The sequence below is a fragment of the Georgenia sp. G2120 genome, from assembly GCF_055326485.1.
Window position 1 is genome coordinate 186,989 of the sequence record NZ_JBUZNL010000006.1, and the last position, 17,049, is coordinate 204,037.

Genomic DNA, 17,049 nt, shown 5'->3' on the forward strand with positions numbered 1-17,049 from the left:
CCGGGCGCGCGGCTACCAGGCCTCGAGGAGGCGCAGCCACACCTCGCTCATCGTCGGGTAGGCGGGCACGGCGTGCCACAGGCGGTCGAGCGGGATCTCGCCGACCACCGCGATCGTCGCGGCGTGCAGCAGCTCGGCGGCGTCGGGCCCGACGAACGTCATCCCGACGATCACCTCCCGCTCCTCGTCGACGACCATCCGGACCTTCCCGGCGTACCCGTCGGCGTGCAGCGCCGAGCCCGCCACTGCGCCGAGGTCCTGGTCGACGACCCGCACCGGGTGGCCGGCCTCCTCGGCCTGGGCTGCCGTGCGGCCGACGCTCGCGACCTGCGGGTCCGTGAACACCACCTGGGTCGTCGCGAGCGCGTCGGCCGTCGCCGCGTGCATGCCCCACGGCTCGGCCTCGACCGGCTCGCCTGCCGCGCGGGCCGCGATCGCCGCACCCGCGGCGCGCGCCTGGTACTTCCCGTGGTGCGTGAGCGGGGCGCGGTGGTTGGCGTCCCCGACGGCGTAGAGCCAGTCCAGCGGCGCGCCGTCGGGGCCCAGCGCACGCAGCGTCTCGTCGACGTCGACCCACCCCTCCGGCAGGCCGACGGCGTCGAGCCCGAGCCCTGGCCGCGGCTCCCGGCCGGTGGCCACGAGGAGCTGCTCGGACCGCACGGTGGAGCCGTCGTCGAGATCGATCTCGACACCCGAGGCGATCCGGCGCACGGCCGACGGTGAGACGCCCGTGCGGACGTCGACGCCGCGCGCGGCCAGCGCCTCGGTGACCGTCTCGCCCGCGAACGGCTCGTAGCCGCCGAGGAGGCCGCCGCGCACGAGCATGGTCACCCGCGCACCGAGGTCGCTGAAGGCTCCCGCCAGCTCGGAGCCGACGGCCCCGCCTCCGATCACCACGAGGGAGTCGGGGATCTCGGTCGCGGACACCGCCTCGCGGTTGGTCCACGGCTCGGCCTCGCGCAGTCCCGGGACGTCGGGCAGGAACGGCCGCGTCCCCGTGGCGAGCGCGACGGCGTGACGGGCCCGCAGCACGCGCTCGCCGCCGCCCTCGAGCTCGACCGTCACCTCGCGCACCCCGCTCAGCCGGCCCCTCCCGCGGACGAGGTCGATGCCGGCCGAGCCGAGCCACTCGACCTGACCGGCGTCGTCCCAGTCGGACGTGAACGAGGTCCGTCGCGCGAGGACGGCCCCGACGTCGAGGTCGCCGGTGACCGCCTGGCGGGCGCCGTCGACGGCCAGCGCGGCGCGGCGTGCGTCGCCGCTGCGCAGGAGCGCCTTGGACGGCATGCACGCCCAGTACGAGCACTCCCCGCCGACGAGCTCGGCCTCGACCACCACCGCCGAGAGCCCGCCCTGGACGGCGTAGTCGGCGACGTTCTCCCCGACCGGTCCGGCCCCCACGACGACGACGTCCCAGGTGTCGGCGTCGTCGTCGGGCGGTGACGGGTGCTGCTCGGACGGGTCGCTGACGGACATGGAGCCCCACTTCGTCGGGCGGTGCTGGCGCTGATGACCCTACGCTCGGGGGATGGCATGCGCACGAGGGGCCGCCGGATGATCGAGCTCCGGTCCGTCACCAAGACCTTCCCGGGCGGCACGCGCGCGGTCGACGATCTCGACCTCGTCATCCGTCCGCACGAGGTGACCGTCCTCGTCGGCTCGTCCGGCTCGGGCAAGACGACGATCCTGCGGATGATCAACCGGATGGTCGAGCCGAGCTCGGGCACCGTGTCGATCGACGGCACCGACGTCGCCACCCGCGAGCCCGTCGCGCTGCGCCGCAGCATCGGCTACGTCATGCAGAGCGCCGGCCTGCTGCCGCACCGCCGGGTGATCGACAACGTCGCCACCGTCCTGCGCCTCACCGGCACGCCGAAGGCCGCCGCCCACGAGAGGGGCCTGGAGCTGATGGACACCGTCGGCCTCGAACGGTCGCTCGCGCGCCGCTACCCCGCCCAGCTCTCCGGCGGGCAGCAGCAGCGCGTCGGCGTCGCCCGGGCGCTGGCGAGCGATCCGAACATCCTGCTGATGGACGAGCCCTTCGGCGCCGTCGACCCCATCGTCCGCACCGAGCTGCAGGACGAGCTGCTCCGCCTCCAGCGCACCCTGTCGAAGACGATCGTGCTCGTCACCCACGACATCGACGAGGCCTTCCGGCTCGGCGACCACGTGGTGCTCCTCGCCGAGGGCGGCCGGATCGTGCAGCAGGGCAGCCCCGCCGAGCTGCTCGCCGCTCCCGCGGACGACTTCGTCGCCTCCTTCATCGGCGCCGACCGGGGTCGCCGTGCGCTCCGGATCGAGGAGGCGGACGGACGCCGGATCGTCGTCGACGCCGACGGGCGCCCCGCGGGCGTGCTCGCCGACGACCCGGGCACCTCCCGAGAGGGCGCCGGATGACCTGGGTCGCGGACAACCTCGACCTCATCGGGGAGCTCACGCTGCGGCACGCCCGGCTGTGCCTCATCCCGATCGTCGCGGGCTTCCTGCTCGCCCTGCCGCCCGGCATCCTCGCGTGGCGCTACCCGGCCGCCCGCGGCGCGGTGCTCACCGTCGTCGGGCTCCTCTACACGATCCCCTCGCTCGCCCTGTTCGTCCTGCTCCCGCCGGTCCTGGGGATCGGGTTCCTCAGCGAGCTCAACGTCGTCGTCGCGATGACCATCTATGCGGTCGCTCTCATGACGCGCACCGTCACCGACGCGCTCGGCGCCGTCGACCCCGACGTCCGCCGCTCCGCCACCGCCCAGGGCTACTCCGGGCCGGGACGCTTCTGGTCGGTCGAGCTGCCGCTGGCCGGACCCGTCCTGCTCTCCGGGCTCCGCGTGGTCGCCATGAGCACGGTGAGCATGGTGACCGTCGGCGTGCTCGTCGGCATCCCGAGCCTCGGCTACCTCTTCATGGACGGGCTGCAGCGCGGCATCGTCGCCGAGATCGTCGCGGGGATCGTCGCCACCGTCGTCGTCGCGCTCGTCATCGACGTCGCGCTCCTCCTGCTGGGCCGCCTCCTCATGCCATGGAGCCGATGGACGGGGGCGCGCGCATGAACCTCTTCCGCGACGCCCTCGCGTGGCTCACCGACCCCGAGCAGTGGACGGGGCCCGGGAACCTGCTCGAGCGCATCGGTGAGCACGCCTGGTACTCGCTCGTCGCGCTGCTGATCTCGGCGCTCGTCGCCGTGCCGCTCGGCTACCTCGTCGGACACACCGGCCGCGGGAAGCAGCTCGTCGTCGGCCTCTCCGGGGCTGGTCGCGCCCTGCCCTCGCTCGGCCTGCTCACGGTCCTCACCCTGCTCGTCGGTGTCGGGGACGCGCTCCTCGCCGCCACGGTGGTGTTCGTCGTCCTCGGCATCCCCTCCGTGCTCGCGGGTGCCTACGCCGGCGTGGAGAACGTCGATCGCGTCGTCGTCGACGCCGCCCGCGCCCAGGGAATGACGCACTGGCAGGTCCTCACGCGGGTCGAGGCACCGCTCGGGCTGCCCCTGCTCGTCGGCGGGCTGCGGAACGCCGCGCTCCAGATCATCGCCACGGCCGTGCTCGCCGCTTACGTCGGCCTCGGCGGCCTGGGCACCTACATCCAGCGCGGCATCTCGCTGCAGCGCTACGACGAGATGCTCGGGGCGGCGCTGGTCATCGTGGTCCTGGCCCTCGTCGTCGACGGCGTGTTCGCGCTGATCGCGAGGCTCGCCGTGCGGGCGAGCGGTGCGCGGGGGAGACTCGGAGACGTCGTCCCTACGGAAGGTCGCTGATCATGCGTCGCCACACCACCACCGCCGCGGTCCTCGCCGCGGCCGCCCTCACGCTCGCGGCCTGCGGGTCGGAGGACCCCTTCGAGGAGGAGACCTCCGCGGACGCGCCCGACGACGCCGGCGAGTCCGGCTCGGAGACCGGTTCCGACGGCCCGGGGGCGGCGGGGGAGACGGTGGTCGTCGGCTCGCAGGCCTACTACTCGAACGAGATCATCGCCGAGATCTACGCGCAGGTCCTCGAGGACGCCGGCTACGGGGTGGAGCGGCAGTTCCAGATCGGCCAGCGCGACGTCTACCTGCAGGCGATGGAGGGTGGCGAGGTCGACGTCCTGCCCGAGTACACGGGCAACCTCCTGCAGTTCTACGCGCCCGACACGGAGGCGCGGGCGAGCGAGGACGTCGCCGCCGAGCTCGAGCGGGCCCTTCCGGAGGGGATGGCGGTTCTCGAGTACTCCGAGGCCCAGGACGCCGACTCCTACAACGTGACGGCCGAGTTCTCCGAGGAGAACGGCATCACGAGCCTCGCGGACCTTGCCGAGTACGACGGCGAGATCACCGTCGGGGGCAACGCCGAGCTCGAGGAGCGCCCGTACGGACCGGCGGGACTCGAGGAGTTCTACGGCGTCGAGGTCGAGTTCCTCGCCATCGGCGACTCCGGCGGCCCCCTGACCAAGGGCGCCATCCTCGACGGCACCATCACGATGGGCGACATCTACACCGCCGACCCGGACCTCGCGTCGGGCGACTTCGTCACGCTCGAGGACCCGGAGAGCATGATCCTCGCCCAGAACGTCGTGCCCCTCGTGCCGGAGGATCTGTCCGGTGAGCTCGGCGATGTGCTCGACCCGGTCAGCGAGGCGCTCACCACCTCCGAGCTCATCGAGCTCAACGCGCGCAGCGTCGAGGAGCAGCTGGACTCCGCGACGATCGCGACCGACTGGCTCGCCGAGAACGACCTGGGAGGGAACTGATGGCCACGACCAACGACATCCTCGTCGACGCGTTCACGCGCATCAACGGCTCCGTCCACCGCGCCGGCTTCTCGCTGACCCGCGAGCAGCTCGATGCCCGCCTCGATCCCGGGGCAAACTCCATCGGCTGGCTCCTGTGGCACCTGACGCGCGTGCAGGACGACCACGTGGCCGGCGCCTTCGGCGTCGACGAGCTGTGGTCGACGGAGGGTTGGGCGCAGCGGTTCGACCTCGACGTCGAGGGCGTCGGCTACGGGCACACCGCCGAGGACGTCGACCGGGTGACGGGCTTCGACGCGCGTCTCGTGCTCGACTACCACGACGCCGTGCACGAGCAGACGCTCCGGTGCGTCCGCGGGCTCACGGAGGCGGACCTCGACCGGGTGGTCGACGAGAGCTGGGACCCGCCGACGACGATGGGCGTGCGGCTTGTCAGCGTGCTGGACGACTGCCTCAAGCACGTGGGGCAGGCCGCGTTCGTCCGGGGAATCCTCGAGCGTCGCTGACCACGCGGGCGCCCCGGGGCCGGCGCGGTGCGCCGCGGGCCCCGGTCGGACGCTCCGCGCCGGTCGGACGCGGAGCGCCGGTCAGACGGCGAGCAGCTCGCGGGCCACGAGGCCGCGCTCGTGCAGCGCAGCCTCGACGCCCGCCCAGATCGCGTCCGCCCACACCTCGTAGCCGGCGGCGTTCGGGTGGAAGAGGTCCTCGGCCATGTGCGTGAGCACGATGCGCGGCCAGAGCGGCCGGGTGGCCGAGTGGAGCTCGGCCAGGTGCAGGTCGTGCCGCTCCGCGGTCTCCCGGATGGTGGTGCTCGCGCGGCGGGCCCACAGCTCGTGCGGGCCGTACCCGTAGCTCGGGACGTCGGCGACGACGCTGCCGTGGGGCAGCGCGGTCGCGATCGTCTCCATCCGGTTGGCGAAGCCCGGAACGGTCACCTGGCGGCGGGCCACGTCGTTGGCACCGATCTCGCAGATGACGAGGTCGGGTCCGCCCTCGAGGCCCTGCAGGAGCGGCAGCTGGTCGGCGACCAGGTCGGCCGTGGTCGCGCCGGAGACGGACAGGTTGGTGGTGACGACGGGGCGGTCGAGCGCCTCGGCGAGACGCCGCTCGACGCGGGCGACCCAGCCGTGGCTCGGGTCCGGGACCCCCACTCCCTGGGCGGCGGAGTCGCCGACGACGACGAGGTGGAACGCCTCCGGGACCGTGGCGGCCCGGACCTCGTGGATGCGCTGCGCCCAGTACTCGCGGTGGACCGGCACCTGTCGGCTGACGATGCAGCGGCGGCCGAGGTAGGTGGCGGCGGCTCCCGCGGTGGCGACGGCACCGGCGGCCACGGCGCTCGCGACGACCGCGACCGGGCCCCAGGACGCGCGCGCGGAGGACGACGTTCGAGAAGGCATGCCCGCCAGGTTAGGGCTCGTCGCGCCGGCCCGGCCAGGGGAGTGGGGCCCGCGGCGGGAGGATCACAGGTGGCGCGTGGCGGATGTCGATGGAGGCCGTCACGTGGCAGGGGCCGCACCGTGGTCGGACGCGGGGCGCGCCGCCGACGCCGCGCGGACGGCCGGGGTCGCACGGGTGGCCGCCCAGATGGCGTCCGCCCACAGCGCGTAGCCCCGGGCGTTCGGATGGAACCAGTCCCCGGCCACGTACCCGAGGATGCGCACCGGCCACAGCGCGGCCGACGCACCGTGCAGCTCGGCCACCGTGTGGCCGTGCCGCTGCGCCGCGGCGCGCACGAGCGGGTTGAGCCGCCGCACGCGCGGCTCCCACGGTGGGTGCCCGAGGCAGGGCACCTCGCCGAGCACGCTCCCGGCCGGCAGGGCGGCGGCGATCTTCTCGATCCGGTCGCCGAAGCCGGCGGGCTCGTAGGAGCCGCGTACCACGTCGTTGGATCCGACGACGCAGACGACGAGGTCGGCGTCCGCGCGCAGGCCCTCGAGGAGCGGGAGCTGGTCGGCGACGAGGTCCGCCGTCGTCGCACCGGAGACCGAGAGGTTCGTCGTCGCGACGGGACGGTCCAGCTCCGTCGCCAGGCGGTCGGCGACCCGCACCACGTAGCCGCGCGCCGGGTCCGGCACACCGACGCCCTGCGCCGCGGAGTCGCCGAGCACGGCGAGGTGGAACGCGTCGTCGTCGGGCGGGGTATGTGTCCGGGCGGCCCACCAGTCGCGATGGATCTCGACCTGGCGGCGTGTGCGCCGGGAGCCGAGCGCGAGCGCGGACGCCCCGATCGCCGCCGCCGCGAGAGCGACGACGGCCGCCACCGCGCCGGGGGAGAGTCGCACGCGGACACCGTATCGGCGGACGGATGGTCGATCACCGGCGCGGGCGGAGTATGGTCGTCCCGTGCGTACCGAGCTCCTGCTCCTTATCTGCCGCGGCGAGGCCCTCTGAGGCCGGCTCCTCGTCGCGGGAGACGTCGTGCTGGCCGCACGTGACCCTCGACCAGGAGACCTGATGAAGACTCGCGGCACCACCAACCTCCAGCGCCCGTCCGGGATGCCGGTGACGAAGTACCGGCCGTTCGCCGAGACGAACCCGGTCCACCTCCCGGACCGCACGTGGCCCGACGAGCGGGTGACCGTCGCCCCCCGGTGGCTCTCGACCGACCTGCGCGACGGCAACCAGGCGCTCATCGAGCCGATGACGCCCGAGCGCAAGCGCACGATGTTCGACCTTCTCGTCCGCCTCGGCTACAAGGAGATCGAGATCGGCTTCCCGGCCGCCTCGCAGGCCGACTTCGACTTCGTCCGCTCGCTCGTCGACGACGACGCCGTGCCCGAGGACGTCACCGTCTCCGTCCTCACGCAGGCGCGCCCCGAGCTCATCCACCGCACGGTCGAGTCGCTCGTCGGCTTCCCACGGGCCACCGTCCACATGTACAACGCGACGGCGCCCGTGTTCCGCGACGTCGTGTTCCGCGCCGGCCGGGAGGGCACGCGTGACCTCGCCGTCGACGGCACACGCGAGGTGATGGCGCACGCCGAGAAGGTGCTCGGCGACGAGACAGTGTTCGGCTACCAGTACAGCCCCGAGATCTTCGTCGACACCGAGCTCGACTTCGCCCTCGAGGTGACCGAGGCCGTCATGGGGGCGTGGCAGCCCGAGAGCGGGCGCGAGATCATCCTCAACCTGCCCGCCACGGTCGAGCGCGCGACGCCAAACGTCTACGCCGACCAGATCGAGTGGATGAGCCGGCACCTGAGCCACCGGGAGCACGTGGCGCTCTCGGTGCACCCGCACAACGACCGCGGCTCGGGCGTGGCGGCCGCCGAGCTGGCGATGCTCGCCGGCGCCGACAGGGTCGAGGGCTGCCTGTTCGGGCAGGGCGAGCGCACCGGCAACGTCGACCTCGTCACGCTCGCGATGAACCTGTACTCGCAGGGCGTCGACCCGATGATCGACCTCTCGGACATCGACGAGGTGCGCCGCACCGTCGAGCACTGCACGCAGATGGACGTCCACGCCCGCCACCCGTACGGGGGCGACCTCGTCTACACCTCGTTCTCCGGCTCGCACCAGGACGCCATCAAGAAGGGCTTCCAGGTCCGCGACGCCAAGGTGGCCGAGGCGGGCGACGACGACGCGGCCGTGGTCTGGGACCTGCCCTACCTGCCCGTCGACCCGAAGGACGTCGGGCGGACGTACGAGGCCGTGGTGCGCGTCAACAGCCAGTCCGGCAAGGGCGGCATCGCCTACCTCCTGCACTCCACGCGCAGCCTCGACCTGCCGCGTCGCCTGCAGATCGAGCTCGCCGGCATCGTGCAGAAGCACACCGACGCCTACGGCGGGGAGATCGACGCAGAGCGGCTGTGGTCGATCTTCGTCGACGAGTACCTGCCGTACACCGTGACCGACGGCCTCGCGCCGTGGGGCCGGTACACGCTGCGCAGCACGTCGCTCACCTCCCACGGGGAGGGCGGCGACGCCGACCTCACGGTGGTGCTCGACGACGGCGGGGAGGAGCTCCTCCTCTCCGGGCGCGGCAACGGTCCGATCGACGCGTTCGTCCACGCGCTCGGCAGCATCGGGGTCGAGGCCTCCGTGCTCGACTACGCCGAGCACGCGCTCTCGGCGGGCGGGGACGCGATGGCGGCGGCCTACCTCGAGGTGGAGACCGGTGACCAGGTCGTGTGGGGCGTCGGGGTCGACCCGTCGACGATGACCGCGTCCTTCCAGGCGATCATCTCGGCCGTCAACCGGGCCGCACGTACGGCGGGCGGACCGGCCGCCGGCTGACGGGCGGACCGGCCGCGGGCTGACGGGCCCGCGCGCCGGGACGCCCGTGCCTACCTCAGGTCGATGACCTCGAGGCCCGTCGCCCGTGCGAGGTGGTCGTAGTCGACGTCCCGGTGCGCGAGTCTCGCTCCGTGTCGGAGGGCGATCGCCGCGATCAGGCAGTCCTGGAGAGCCCGGGGCTGGGTACCCGCGGCGCGAGCCGCGTGAAAGACGTCGACGGCGCCGCGGTAGTCGAGGGTCGGATCCACCCGGCACCAGTGCTGGCTGAGCATGAGCCGCTCCACCTGCTCGGTCCGGCGGCCTGCCCGGGTCCCCGCGAGGAGCTCCATCATCACCGGCTCGGTCGTCGCGAGATCATTGCCCAGGTGGTCGCGGACGAACTCCGTGGCCGGCGTCGTCGTCCCGCGGAGGAACTCGATCCACACCGAGGTGTCGACCAGGATCACGGGCGAACCACGCGGTCGGCCCGCATCTCGTGGAGGTCGCCCTCCCAGCCGGTCCCCTCGAGCGAGAGCATCTCGGAGCGGGTCATCGCCGGCCCGACCAGGCGTCGCAGCGCCAGGTCGACCGCCTCGCGCTTGGTCCGCACGCCGTACCTCTGCATCACCTCGGTGACGAGGTCGTCGTCCAGGTCGATGTTGGTGCGTGCCATACACCAACGATACACCTCGCTTGTGCGACGCGCGGCGCGGCCCGTGGTGGTCCGTCGTCCTGTCGGGCCGAGGGGCGACAATGGGGGAGTGAGGCTCTACCGGGACGAGGCGGTGGTCCTGCGCTCCCACGACCTGTCGGAGGCGGACCGCATCGTCACCATGCTCTCGCGCGAGCACGGGCTGGTCCGGGCGGTCGCCAAGGGCGTGCGCCGCACGAGCTCCCGCTTCGGCGCCCGGCTCGAGCCCTTCACGGTGGTCGACGTCCAGCTGCACCGGGGGCGGAACCTCGACACCGTCACGCAGGTCGAGACGATCGCGCCCTACGGGCGCTCGCTCGCCGCCGACTACTCCTTGTTCACGTCCGCGACCGTCATGGTCGAGACCGCCACCCAGCTCACCCAGGCCGAGGAGGTACCGGCCCCGCAGCAGTACATCCTGCTCATCGGGGCGCTGCACGCGATGAGCATGCGCCGGCACGCGGCCACGCTCGTGCTCGACTCCTACCTGCTGCGCTCGCTGGCCGTGGCCGGCTGGGCGCCCAGCTGCTACGACTGCGCCCGCTGCGGGGCCGACGGCCCGCACCGCGCCTGGTCCACCCAGATGGGCGGGGCGATGTGCGCGTCGTGCCGGCCGCCCGGGTCGGCCTCGCCGGCGGAGGAGACGATGACCCTGCTCGGTGCCCTGCTCTCCGGCGACTGGCCCGTGGCCGACGCCTCGCACGACCGCCACCGCACCGAGGCCTCGGGCTTGGTCGCCGCCCACCTCCAGTACCACCTCGAGCGCCGCCTGCGCTCCCTGCCCTTCGTGGAGCGCGCATGAGCCGGCCCCCCCGCACCGACCCCGTCCCGCCGCCGCCCCACCCCTCCGGCGAACGCCCGCCGCAGATCCCGCGCGAGCTCGTGCCCGCGCACGTCGCCGTCATCATGGACGGCAACGGCCGGTGGGCCAACGCCCGCGGGCTGCCCCGGACCGAGGGCCACGCGGCGGGGGAGGCTTCGCTCCTCGACGTCGTCGCCGGAGCGATCGACATCGGCGTGACGCACGTCAGCGCGTACGCGTTCTCCACCGAGAACTGGAAGCGCTCGCCCGCCGAGGTCCGCTACCTCATGGGCTTCAACAGGGACGTCATCCGACGACGACGGGACGAGATGCACGCCTGGGGCGTCCGCGTGCGGTGGGCGGGTCGGCGCCCACGGCTGTGGGGCTCCGTCATCCGCGAGCTCGAGACGGCCGAGGAGCTGACCCGGCACAACACGACCGCGACCCTGACGATGTGCGTGAACTACGGAGGGCGCGCAGAGCTGGCCGACGCCGCCGCCGACCTCGCCCGCGACGTCGCCGCCGGCAGGGTCAACCCCGACCGGGTGACTGAGCGGACCCTCGCGCGCTACCTCGACGAGCCGGACATGCCCGACGTCGACGTGCTGTGGCGCACCGGCGGTGAGCGGCGCACGAGCAACTTCCTCCTGTGGCAGTCCGCCTACGCCGAGCTCGTCTTCACCGACGAGGCGTGGCCCGACGTCGACCGACGCTCGCTGTGGCGGGTGGTCGAGGAGTACGCCCGGCGCGACCGGCGCTGGGGCGGTGCCGTGGACGCGGCGGCCGAGCCGTCGGGCTGACGGAGCCCTCGTCGGGTGTCGTGGGATGGCTCACTCAGGTGAGCCTTCGACCAGGCCGCCCGGCCGTCGGGCTGACGGAGCCCTCGTCGGGTTTCGTGGGATGGCTCACTCAGGTGAGCCTTGCCTATGCATTCGCAGGTCGGTAACTTTTCGACACGCAAACGTAGCGTAATTGGTGGTCACGGCGTCGTGAGACGAGGTGGCCGCCCCCGAACGAGAGCTGGTCCCCCGTGCGCCACCCCCGACTCCACGTCATCGCCGCCGCCTCCGCCGTGGCGCTGACGCTCGCCGCCTGCGGCGGCTCCGACGACTCCGCCGACGAGGGGGACGACGCCGCGGTCGAGGAGACGACGGACGAGCGCTTCGACGACGACGGCGCGGGTGACGAGAGCGCCTCGGAGTCCGACTCGGAGTCCGGGTCGGCGGGATCGGCGGACGAGTCGTCGTCGGGCGATGCGGGTGACGGGTCCGCGGACGCCGGCGCGGCCGGGATCTCCGGGGCCGAGCTCCCGATCGAGATCGAGCACGCCTTCGGGACCACCGTCATCGAGGAGGTCCCCGAGAGGGTCGCGACCGTCAACTGGGCGAACCACGAGGTCCCGCTCGCCCTCGGTGTCGTGCCCGTCGGCATGGCATCCGCAGACTTCGGCGACGACGACGGCAACGGCATGCTGCCCTGGGTCGAGGAGGAACTCGAGGCGCTCGGCGGCGAGCAGCCCGTCCTGTTCGACGAGACCGACGGCATCGACTTCGAGGCCGTCGCCGACACCCAGCCCGACGTCATCCTCGCCGCGTACTCCGGCCTCACGCAGGAGGACTACGACACGCTCAGCGAGATCGCGCCCGTCGTCGCCTACCCGGAGACGGCCTGGGGGACCTCCTGGCGGGACACGATCAGCTACAACGCCGCCGGCCTCGGCCTGGTCGAGGAGGGCGAGGAGCTCGTCGCCGAGCTCGAGGGCGAGATCGACGCCACCGTCGAGGCGCACCCCGAGCTCGAGGGCGTGTCGACGATGTTCATGACCCACGTCGACGTCGCCGACCTCAGCACCGTCAACTTCTACACCGCCAACGACACCCGCGCCGCGTTCTTCGAGGACCTCGGCCTCGCCACGCCGGCCGCGGTCGAGGAGGCCTCCGCCAGCGGCGAGTTCTCCGGCTCCGTGAGTGCCGAGCAGGTCGACATGTTCGACGACGTCGAGCTCATCGTCACTTACGGCGACCAGGAGCTCGTCGACACGCTCGAGGCGGACCCCCTCCTCTCCCAGATGCCGGCCGTCGAGTCCGGCGCCATCGTCTTCCTCGACGGGTCCGGCCCGATGGGTACGGCGGCGAACCCCACGCCGCTGTCCATCTCCTGGGTCCTCGAGGACTATGTCGACCTCCTCGCCGAGGCAGCAGCCGGGTCGCAGTGACCCAGGCCCCGGAACGCGAGGAGGTCGGGAGGGCGCCGTCCACGCCCTCCGGACCCGGGCCGGACGTCGCCATCCTCCGACGTCCGGCCCGGGCACGTCTGTTCTGGCTCCTCGTGCTGCTCGCCGCGGTCGCCGCACTGACGATGGCCTCGGTGGCGATCGGCTCGCGCGCGGTCTCCGTCCAGGAGATCCTCGCAGGACTCACGGGCTCCACCGACTCGGTCGGTGAGGCGGTCGTCTACACCCGCGTGCCCCGGACCTTCCTCGCCCTGCTCGTCGGGGCCGCGCTCGGCGTGGCCGGCGCCGCCATGCAGGGCGTCACCCGCAACCCGCTCGCCGACCCAGGGATCCTCGGCGTGACGATGGGCGCCTCGCTCGCGGTCGTCGTCGGGATGGCCTGGTTCGGCCTGTGGACCCGGACCGGCATGATCTGGACCGCGATCCTCGGGGCGGGCCTCGCCGCCGTGTTCGTCTACGTCATCGCCTCGGTCGGCCGCGGGGGTGCCACGCCGCTCACCCTTGCCCTCGCGGGAGCCGCCACCTCGGCCGCGCTCGCCTCCTTCATCACCGCGGTCGCCCTCCCGCGCGGCGACATCGCCGGCAGCATCCGCTCCTGGCAGGTCGGCGGGGTCGGCGGCGCGACCCACGAGGCCACCGGCCAGGTACTGCCGTTCCTCGTCGTCGGGCTCCTCGTCTGCCTGGCCTCCGCGCGCAGCCTCAACTCGCTCGCCCTCGGTGACGACGTGGCCGCCGGCCTCGGCGTGCGCGTCGGGGTCGCTCGGCTCGTCGCGGCCGCCGGGGCGGTCGTCCTGACCGGTGCCGCGACGGCGGTCGCCGGACCGATCGGGTTCGTCGGCCTCGTCGTCCCGCACCTGTGCCGGCTCCTCGTCGGGACCGACCACCGGTGGCTCATGCCCTTCTCCGCGCTCGCCGGCGCGGGGCTGCTCGTCGGAGCCGACGTCCTCGGCCGAGTCGTGGCACGCCCCGGCGAGATCGACGTCGGCATCATCACCGCCGTCGTCGGCGCCCCGGTCTTCATCGCCATCGTCCGCCGCACGAAGGTCCGCGAGCTGTGAGCGCGGTGACCGAGCGAGCGCGGACGACTGCCTCGTCGACACGCCCCGACGACGCCGGACGGACCGTCACGGGGCGCCCCCGCGCGGCGGACGCCCTCGCCCGGGCGCGCCGGCGCCGGACGCGTCGGGGCCTCACGGTGGCGCTCGTCCTGCTCGGCGTCGTCGTCGCGCTGTGGTGCGCCTCCCTCATGGTCGGACGCACGTTCTACCCGCCCGCCGACGTGTGGGCCGTCGTCACGGGCGAGCAGGTCGAGGGGGCGAGCTTCACCGTCGGTCGGCTGCGCCTGCCGCGGGCGACCCTCGCCTTCGTCGCCGGCCTGTGCCTCGGCCTCGGGGGCGTCACCTTCCAGACGATGCTCCGCAACCCGCTCGCGAGCCCGGACATCATCGGGATCAGCGCGGGCGCGAGCGCGGCAGCCGCCTTCGCCATCATCGTGCTCGACCTCGACGGCGGGCAGGTCTCCGCGGTCGCCGTGATCGCCGGGCTCGGTGTCGCGGTACTCATCTACGCGCTGTCCTACCGGGGCGGGGTCGCCGGCACGCGGCTCGTGCTCATCGGCATCGGGATCGCGGCGATGCTGGACTCGGTGACGAGCTACCTGCTCGACGGCGCCGCCCAGTGGGACCTGCAGGAGGCCATGCGCTGGCTCGTCGGCAGCCTCAACGGCACGACGTGGGGGGCCGTCGTCCCCGCCGCGATCGCCCTCGCCGTCCTCGGTCCCGTCCTGCTGTCGCGCGGCCGCGACCTGTCCGCCATGCAGCTCGGCGACGACGCCGCCCGCGCACTCGGCGTCCGGGTCGAGCGCACGCGCCTCACGCTCGTCGTGGCGGCGGTCGGCCTCATCGCGTTCGCGACCGCGGCCGCCGGCCCGATCGCGTTCGTCGCCTTCCTCTCCGGGCCGATCGCCGCGCGCGTGGTGGGCCCCGGGCGGTCCCTGCTCGTCCCCGCGGCGCTCGTGGGCGCCGTCCTCGTGCTCGCCGCCGACCTCGCCGGGCAGTACGCGTTCGGCACCAGGTTCCCCGCCGGCGTCATCACGGGCGTCCTCGGGGCCCCCTACCTCGTCTACCTCATCGCACGCACCGACCGGGCCGGAGGCTCACTGTGACCGACCGAACGCTGACCGCCGAGAACGTGTGGGTCGGGTACCGCGACCGCCGGGTGATCGAGGACCTCAGCCTCGCCGTCCCGCCGGGGCGGATCACGGCGATCGTCGGTGCCAACGCCTGCGGGAAGTCGACGCTGCTCCGCGCGATGTCTCGCCTGCTCGCGCCCGCGAAGGGGCGCGTGGTCCTCGACGGGAAGGACGTCCACCGCATCCACGCCCGCAAGCTGGCCCAGGTCCTCGGCCTGCTCCCGCAGACGCCCCTCGCCCCGGAGGGGATCACCGTCGCGGACCTCGTGGGGCGCGGCCGGCACCCGCACCAGGGCATGCTCGCGCGCTGGAGCGAGGCCGACGACGTCGCCGTCGCGCGCGCCCTCGAGGCCACCGGGACGACTGACCTCGCGGACCGGCCGGTCGACGAGCTCTCCGGCGGGCAGCGGCAGCGCGCCTGGATCGCCATGGTGCTCGCCCAGGAGACGGACGTGCTCCTGCTCGACGAGCCGACGACGTTCCTCGACGTCTCCCACCAGGTCGAGGTCCTCGATCTGCTCACCGACCTCAACATCGAACGCGGCACGACGATCGTCATGGTGCTGCACGACCTCAACCTGGCCGCCCGCTACGCCGACCATCTCGTGGCCGTCGCGGGCGGGACGGTGCACGCCGCGGGGAGGCCGACCGAGGTGCTCACCTCGGCGTGCGTCGAGGCGGTCTTCGGGATCGGCTCGACGATCGTGGCCGACCCGGTGACCGGGAGCCCGCTCATGGTGCCCATCGGCCGGCACCACGCCCGACCCATGGAGGTGGCCTCATGACCCCGACCGCCACGATCACCCCCGCGCGGGCCGGCGCCGTGACCTACCCGCCCTCGCGCGCCTTCCGTACGCGGGTGCGCGCCGTCGAGCCGCTCACGCCCCACCTCACCCGCATCACCCTGACGGGCGACGAGCTCGAGCATGCCGGTCCGTTGTGCCTCGACCAGCGGATCAAGCTGTACCTGCCCCGGGCCGACGGGACCCTGCCCGACGTCGGGCTCTTCGACGAGCCGCGTCCCACGATGGCCGAGTGGTACCGCCGCTGGCGCGAGCTGCCCGACGCCGAGCGCAACCCGATGCGGACCTACACGCTGCGGGCGGTGCGACCCGGGTCGAGCGAGATCGACATCGACTTCGTCCTGCACGGCACCGAGGGTCCGGCGTCCGCGTGGGCGAGCGCGGCGCAGGTCGGCGACGAGCTCGTCGTCATCGGCCCGGACGCGCGCAGCGAGTCGGAGAACGGCGGCATCGCGTGGCATCCGGGCCGGGCGCGCCGTGTACTTCTCGCCGGCGACGAGACGGCTCTCCCGGCGATCTGCGGCGTCGTCGAGACCCTGGACGCGAGCTTCTCCGGAGAGGTGTTCGTCGAGGTGCCGACCGCGGAGGACGTGGTCGAGCTCGCGGCGCCCGACGGCATGACCGTCCACTGGCTCGTGCGCGGCGAGCGCGAGCACGGGGCCGCGCTCGATGCCGCCGTCCGCGCGTGGGGTGACGAGCGTTTCCCGGCGGGCGGACCGGTGGCCGACGGCGCGACGCGCGCGGGCACCGGACCTGCGCCGCAGACCGGCCCGGGCGACGACGCACCCTCCGCCCCGACCCCGGACCCGGAGGGGATCCTCTGGGACGTCCCCGCCGACGTCGAGGGACCCGACTACGCGTGGCTGGCGGGGGAGGCGAGCGTCATCACCGGTCTGCGCCGCTTCCTCGTGCGTGACAAGGGGCTCGACCGCCGCTCGGTGGCGTTCATGGGCTACTGGCGCCGCGGGCGGTCCGAGGGCAGCTGACCGGCGCGGCCGGGCGGTAGGACCGGTGCTGCCGTCCGGCACGGGAAAGGTGCACCCCACGGGGAAGGTCCCGCCGGAGGACCCCCTGCTGCGGGTGGCCTCCGACGTGGTCGGCACCCGGCGAGGTGGGCTCCATGCCCTCCTGCTCCAGGCCGGGCACGTCATGCGGTCGCCGACCGTCGACCGCCTGGTCGAGCGCTGGCCGCGCTGCTGTCGGCCGGCAACCTGCTGGTGCTCATGGACCACGAGATCCCGTGGTCCGGACGCGTGCACGAGCGCGGTGCGGCGCTCGAGAACGGCGGGTGGGGAGCAGCGGCCTCCGCCGATGTCGGTCCGCTGCTCGACGCCATGGTGGCGGGCAACCTGTTCGGGACCCTCAAGCTCCTCACGATCAGCTGAGCGCCGTACCCGC

The 17,049-nt window shown here is 73.6% G+C and carries 19 protein-coding genes; 14 read left to right on the forward strand and 5 right to left on the reverse strand.

From position 1 onward, the window contains the following. Positions 1–12: 12 nt before the first annotated feature. Entirely contained in the window at positions 13–1,476 is a 1,464-nt protein-coding gene (locus ACZLMO_RS09020; RefSeq protein ID WP_425715108.1) for a dihydrolipoyl dehydrogenase family protein, read from the reverse strand. 78 nt (positions 1,477–1,554) lie between these two features. Here ACZLMO_RS09020 and ACZLMO_RS09025 point away from each other — a divergent pair, with 78 nt between their 5' ends. From ACZLMO_RS09025 to ACZLMO_RS09045, 5 genes are read left to right on the forward strand one after another with little or no spacing between them, the layout of a single operon-like run. Continuing rightward, positions 1,555–2,397, forward strand: a complete 843-nt coding sequence (locus tag ACZLMO_RS09025) for an ABC transporter ATP-binding protein (protein ID WP_425715246.1) — start codon at positions 1,555–1,557, stop codon at positions 2,395–2,397. Beyond that, positions 2,394–3,041, forward strand: a complete 648-nt coding sequence (locus tag ACZLMO_RS09030) for an ABC transporter permease (RefSeq protein WP_425715107.1) — start codon at positions 2,394–2,396, stop codon at positions 3,039–3,041. Before ACZLMO_RS09025 ends, ACZLMO_RS09030 begins: the two co-directional genes overlap by 4 nt. Then, complete coding sequence (locus ACZLMO_RS09035) at positions 3,038–3,742, forward strand: ABC transporter permease (RefSeq protein ID WP_425715105.1); 705 nt, start codon at positions 3,038–3,040, stop codon at positions 3,740–3,742. The genes ACZLMO_RS09030 and ACZLMO_RS09035 overlap by 4 nt, the downstream gene beginning before the upstream one ends. Positions 3,743–3,744: 2 nt before the next feature. Further along, on the forward strand, positions 3,745–4,713 hold the full coding sequence (locus ACZLMO_RS09040; protein ID WP_463653533.1) for an ABC transporter substrate-binding protein: 969 nt from the start codon (positions 3,745–3,747) through the stop codon (positions 4,711–4,713). Continuing rightward, entirely contained in the window at positions 4,713–5,219 is a 507-nt protein-coding gene (locus ACZLMO_RS09045; protein WP_463653534.1) for a mycothiol transferase, read from the forward strand. Before ACZLMO_RS09040 ends, ACZLMO_RS09045 begins: the two co-directional genes overlap by 1 nt. Before the next feature lie 81 nt (positions 5,220–5,300). On the opposite strand, the gene ACZLMO_RS09050 is transcribed toward ACZLMO_RS09045, so the two are convergent. After that, the gene (locus ACZLMO_RS09050; protein ID WP_463653535.1) at positions 5,301–6,113 is read right to left on the reverse strand and encodes an SGNH/GDSL hydrolase family protein; all 813 of its coding nucleotides are present in this window, start codon (positions 6,111–6,113) and stop codon (positions 5,301–5,303) included. Between the two features lie 99 nt (positions 6,114–6,212). Beyond that, positions 6,213–6,998 carry an SGNH/GDSL hydrolase family protein gene (locus ACZLMO_RS09055; RefSeq protein ID WP_463653536.1) on the reverse strand — a complete coding sequence of 262 codons (786 nt, stop codon included), beginning with the start codon at positions 6,996–6,998 and terminating at the stop codon, positions 6,213–6,215. A gap of 172 nt (positions 6,999–7,170) precedes the next feature. Here ACZLMO_RS09055 and leuA point away from each other — a divergent pair, with 172 nt between their 5' ends. Next, the gene (gene leuA / locus ACZLMO_RS09060; protein ID WP_463653537.1) at positions 7,171–8,952 is read left to right on the forward strand and encodes a 2-isopropylmalate synthase; all 1,782 of its coding nucleotides are present in this window, start codon (positions 7,171–7,173) and stop codon (positions 8,950–8,952) included. A 50-nt stretch (positions 8,953–9,002) separates the two neighbouring features. Here leuA and vapC read toward each other — a convergent pair whose 3' ends face one another. After that, the gene (gene vapC / locus ACZLMO_RS09065; protein WP_463653538.1) at positions 9,003–9,398 is read right to left on the reverse strand and encodes a type II toxin-antitoxin system VapC family toxin; all 396 of its coding nucleotides are present in this window, start codon (positions 9,396–9,398) and stop codon (positions 9,003–9,005) included. After that, entirely contained in the window at positions 9,395–9,604 is a 210-nt protein-coding gene (locus ACZLMO_RS09070) for a type II toxin-antitoxin system VapB family antitoxin (protein ID WP_463653539.1), read from the reverse strand. Before ACZLMO_RS09070 ends, vapC begins: the two co-directional genes overlap by 4 nt. Before the next feature lie 88 nt (positions 9,605–9,692). On the opposite strand from ACZLMO_RS09070, the gene recO reads away from it, so the two are divergent. The 8 genes from recO (at position 9,693) to ACZLMO_RS09110 (ending at position 17,036) form a co-directional block, all read left to right on the forward strand. Continuing rightward, the gene (gene recO, locus ACZLMO_RS09075) at positions 9,693–10,424 is read left to right on the forward strand and encodes a DNA repair protein RecO (RefSeq protein WP_463653540.1); all 732 of its coding nucleotides are present in this window, start codon (positions 9,693–9,695) and stop codon (positions 10,422–10,424) included. Further along, positions 10,421–11,224 (forward strand): isoprenyl transferase, encoded by an 804-nt coding sequence (locus ACZLMO_RS09080; protein ID WP_463653541.1) that lies wholly within the window; start codon positions 10,421–10,423, stop codon positions 11,222–11,224. The genes recO and ACZLMO_RS09080 overlap by 4 nt, the downstream gene beginning before the upstream one ends. 230 nt (positions 11,225–11,454) lie before the next feature. Continuing rightward, a complete protein-coding gene (locus ACZLMO_RS09085) occupies positions 11,455–12,639 on the forward strand; it encodes an iron-siderophore ABC transporter substrate-binding protein (RefSeq protein WP_463653542.1) in 1,185 nt (394 codons plus the stop codon). After that, entirely contained in the window at positions 12,636–13,715 is a 1,080-nt protein-coding gene (locus ACZLMO_RS09090) for a FecCD family ABC transporter permease (protein WP_425715093.1), read from the forward strand. Before ACZLMO_RS09085 ends, ACZLMO_RS09090 begins: the two co-directional genes overlap by 4 nt. Positions 13,716–13,720: 5 nt before the next feature. Further along, on the forward strand, positions 13,721–14,821 hold the full coding sequence (locus ACZLMO_RS09095; RefSeq protein WP_463653556.1) for a FecCD family ABC transporter permease: 1,101 nt from the start codon (positions 13,721–13,723) through the stop codon (positions 14,819–14,821). Beyond that, a complete protein-coding gene (locus tag ACZLMO_RS09100) occupies positions 14,818–15,633 on the forward strand; it encodes an ABC transporter ATP-binding protein (protein ID WP_425715091.1) in 816 nt (271 codons plus the stop codon). Before ACZLMO_RS09095 ends, ACZLMO_RS09100 begins: the two co-directional genes overlap by 4 nt. Beyond that, the gene (locus ACZLMO_RS09105) at positions 15,630–16,637 is read left to right on the forward strand and encodes a siderophore-interacting protein (protein ID WP_463653543.1); all 1,008 of its coding nucleotides are present in this window, start codon (positions 15,630–15,632) and stop codon (positions 16,635–16,637) included. Before ACZLMO_RS09100 ends, ACZLMO_RS09105 begins: the two co-directional genes overlap by 4 nt. Positions 16,638–16,874: 237 nt before the next feature. Continuing rightward, positions 16,875–17,036, forward strand: coding sequence for a hypothetical protein (locus ACZLMO_RS09110; RefSeq protein WP_425715089.1), 162 nt, complete (start codon positions 16,875–16,877; stop codon positions 17,034–17,036). Positions 17,037–17,049: the final 13 nt, after the last annotated feature.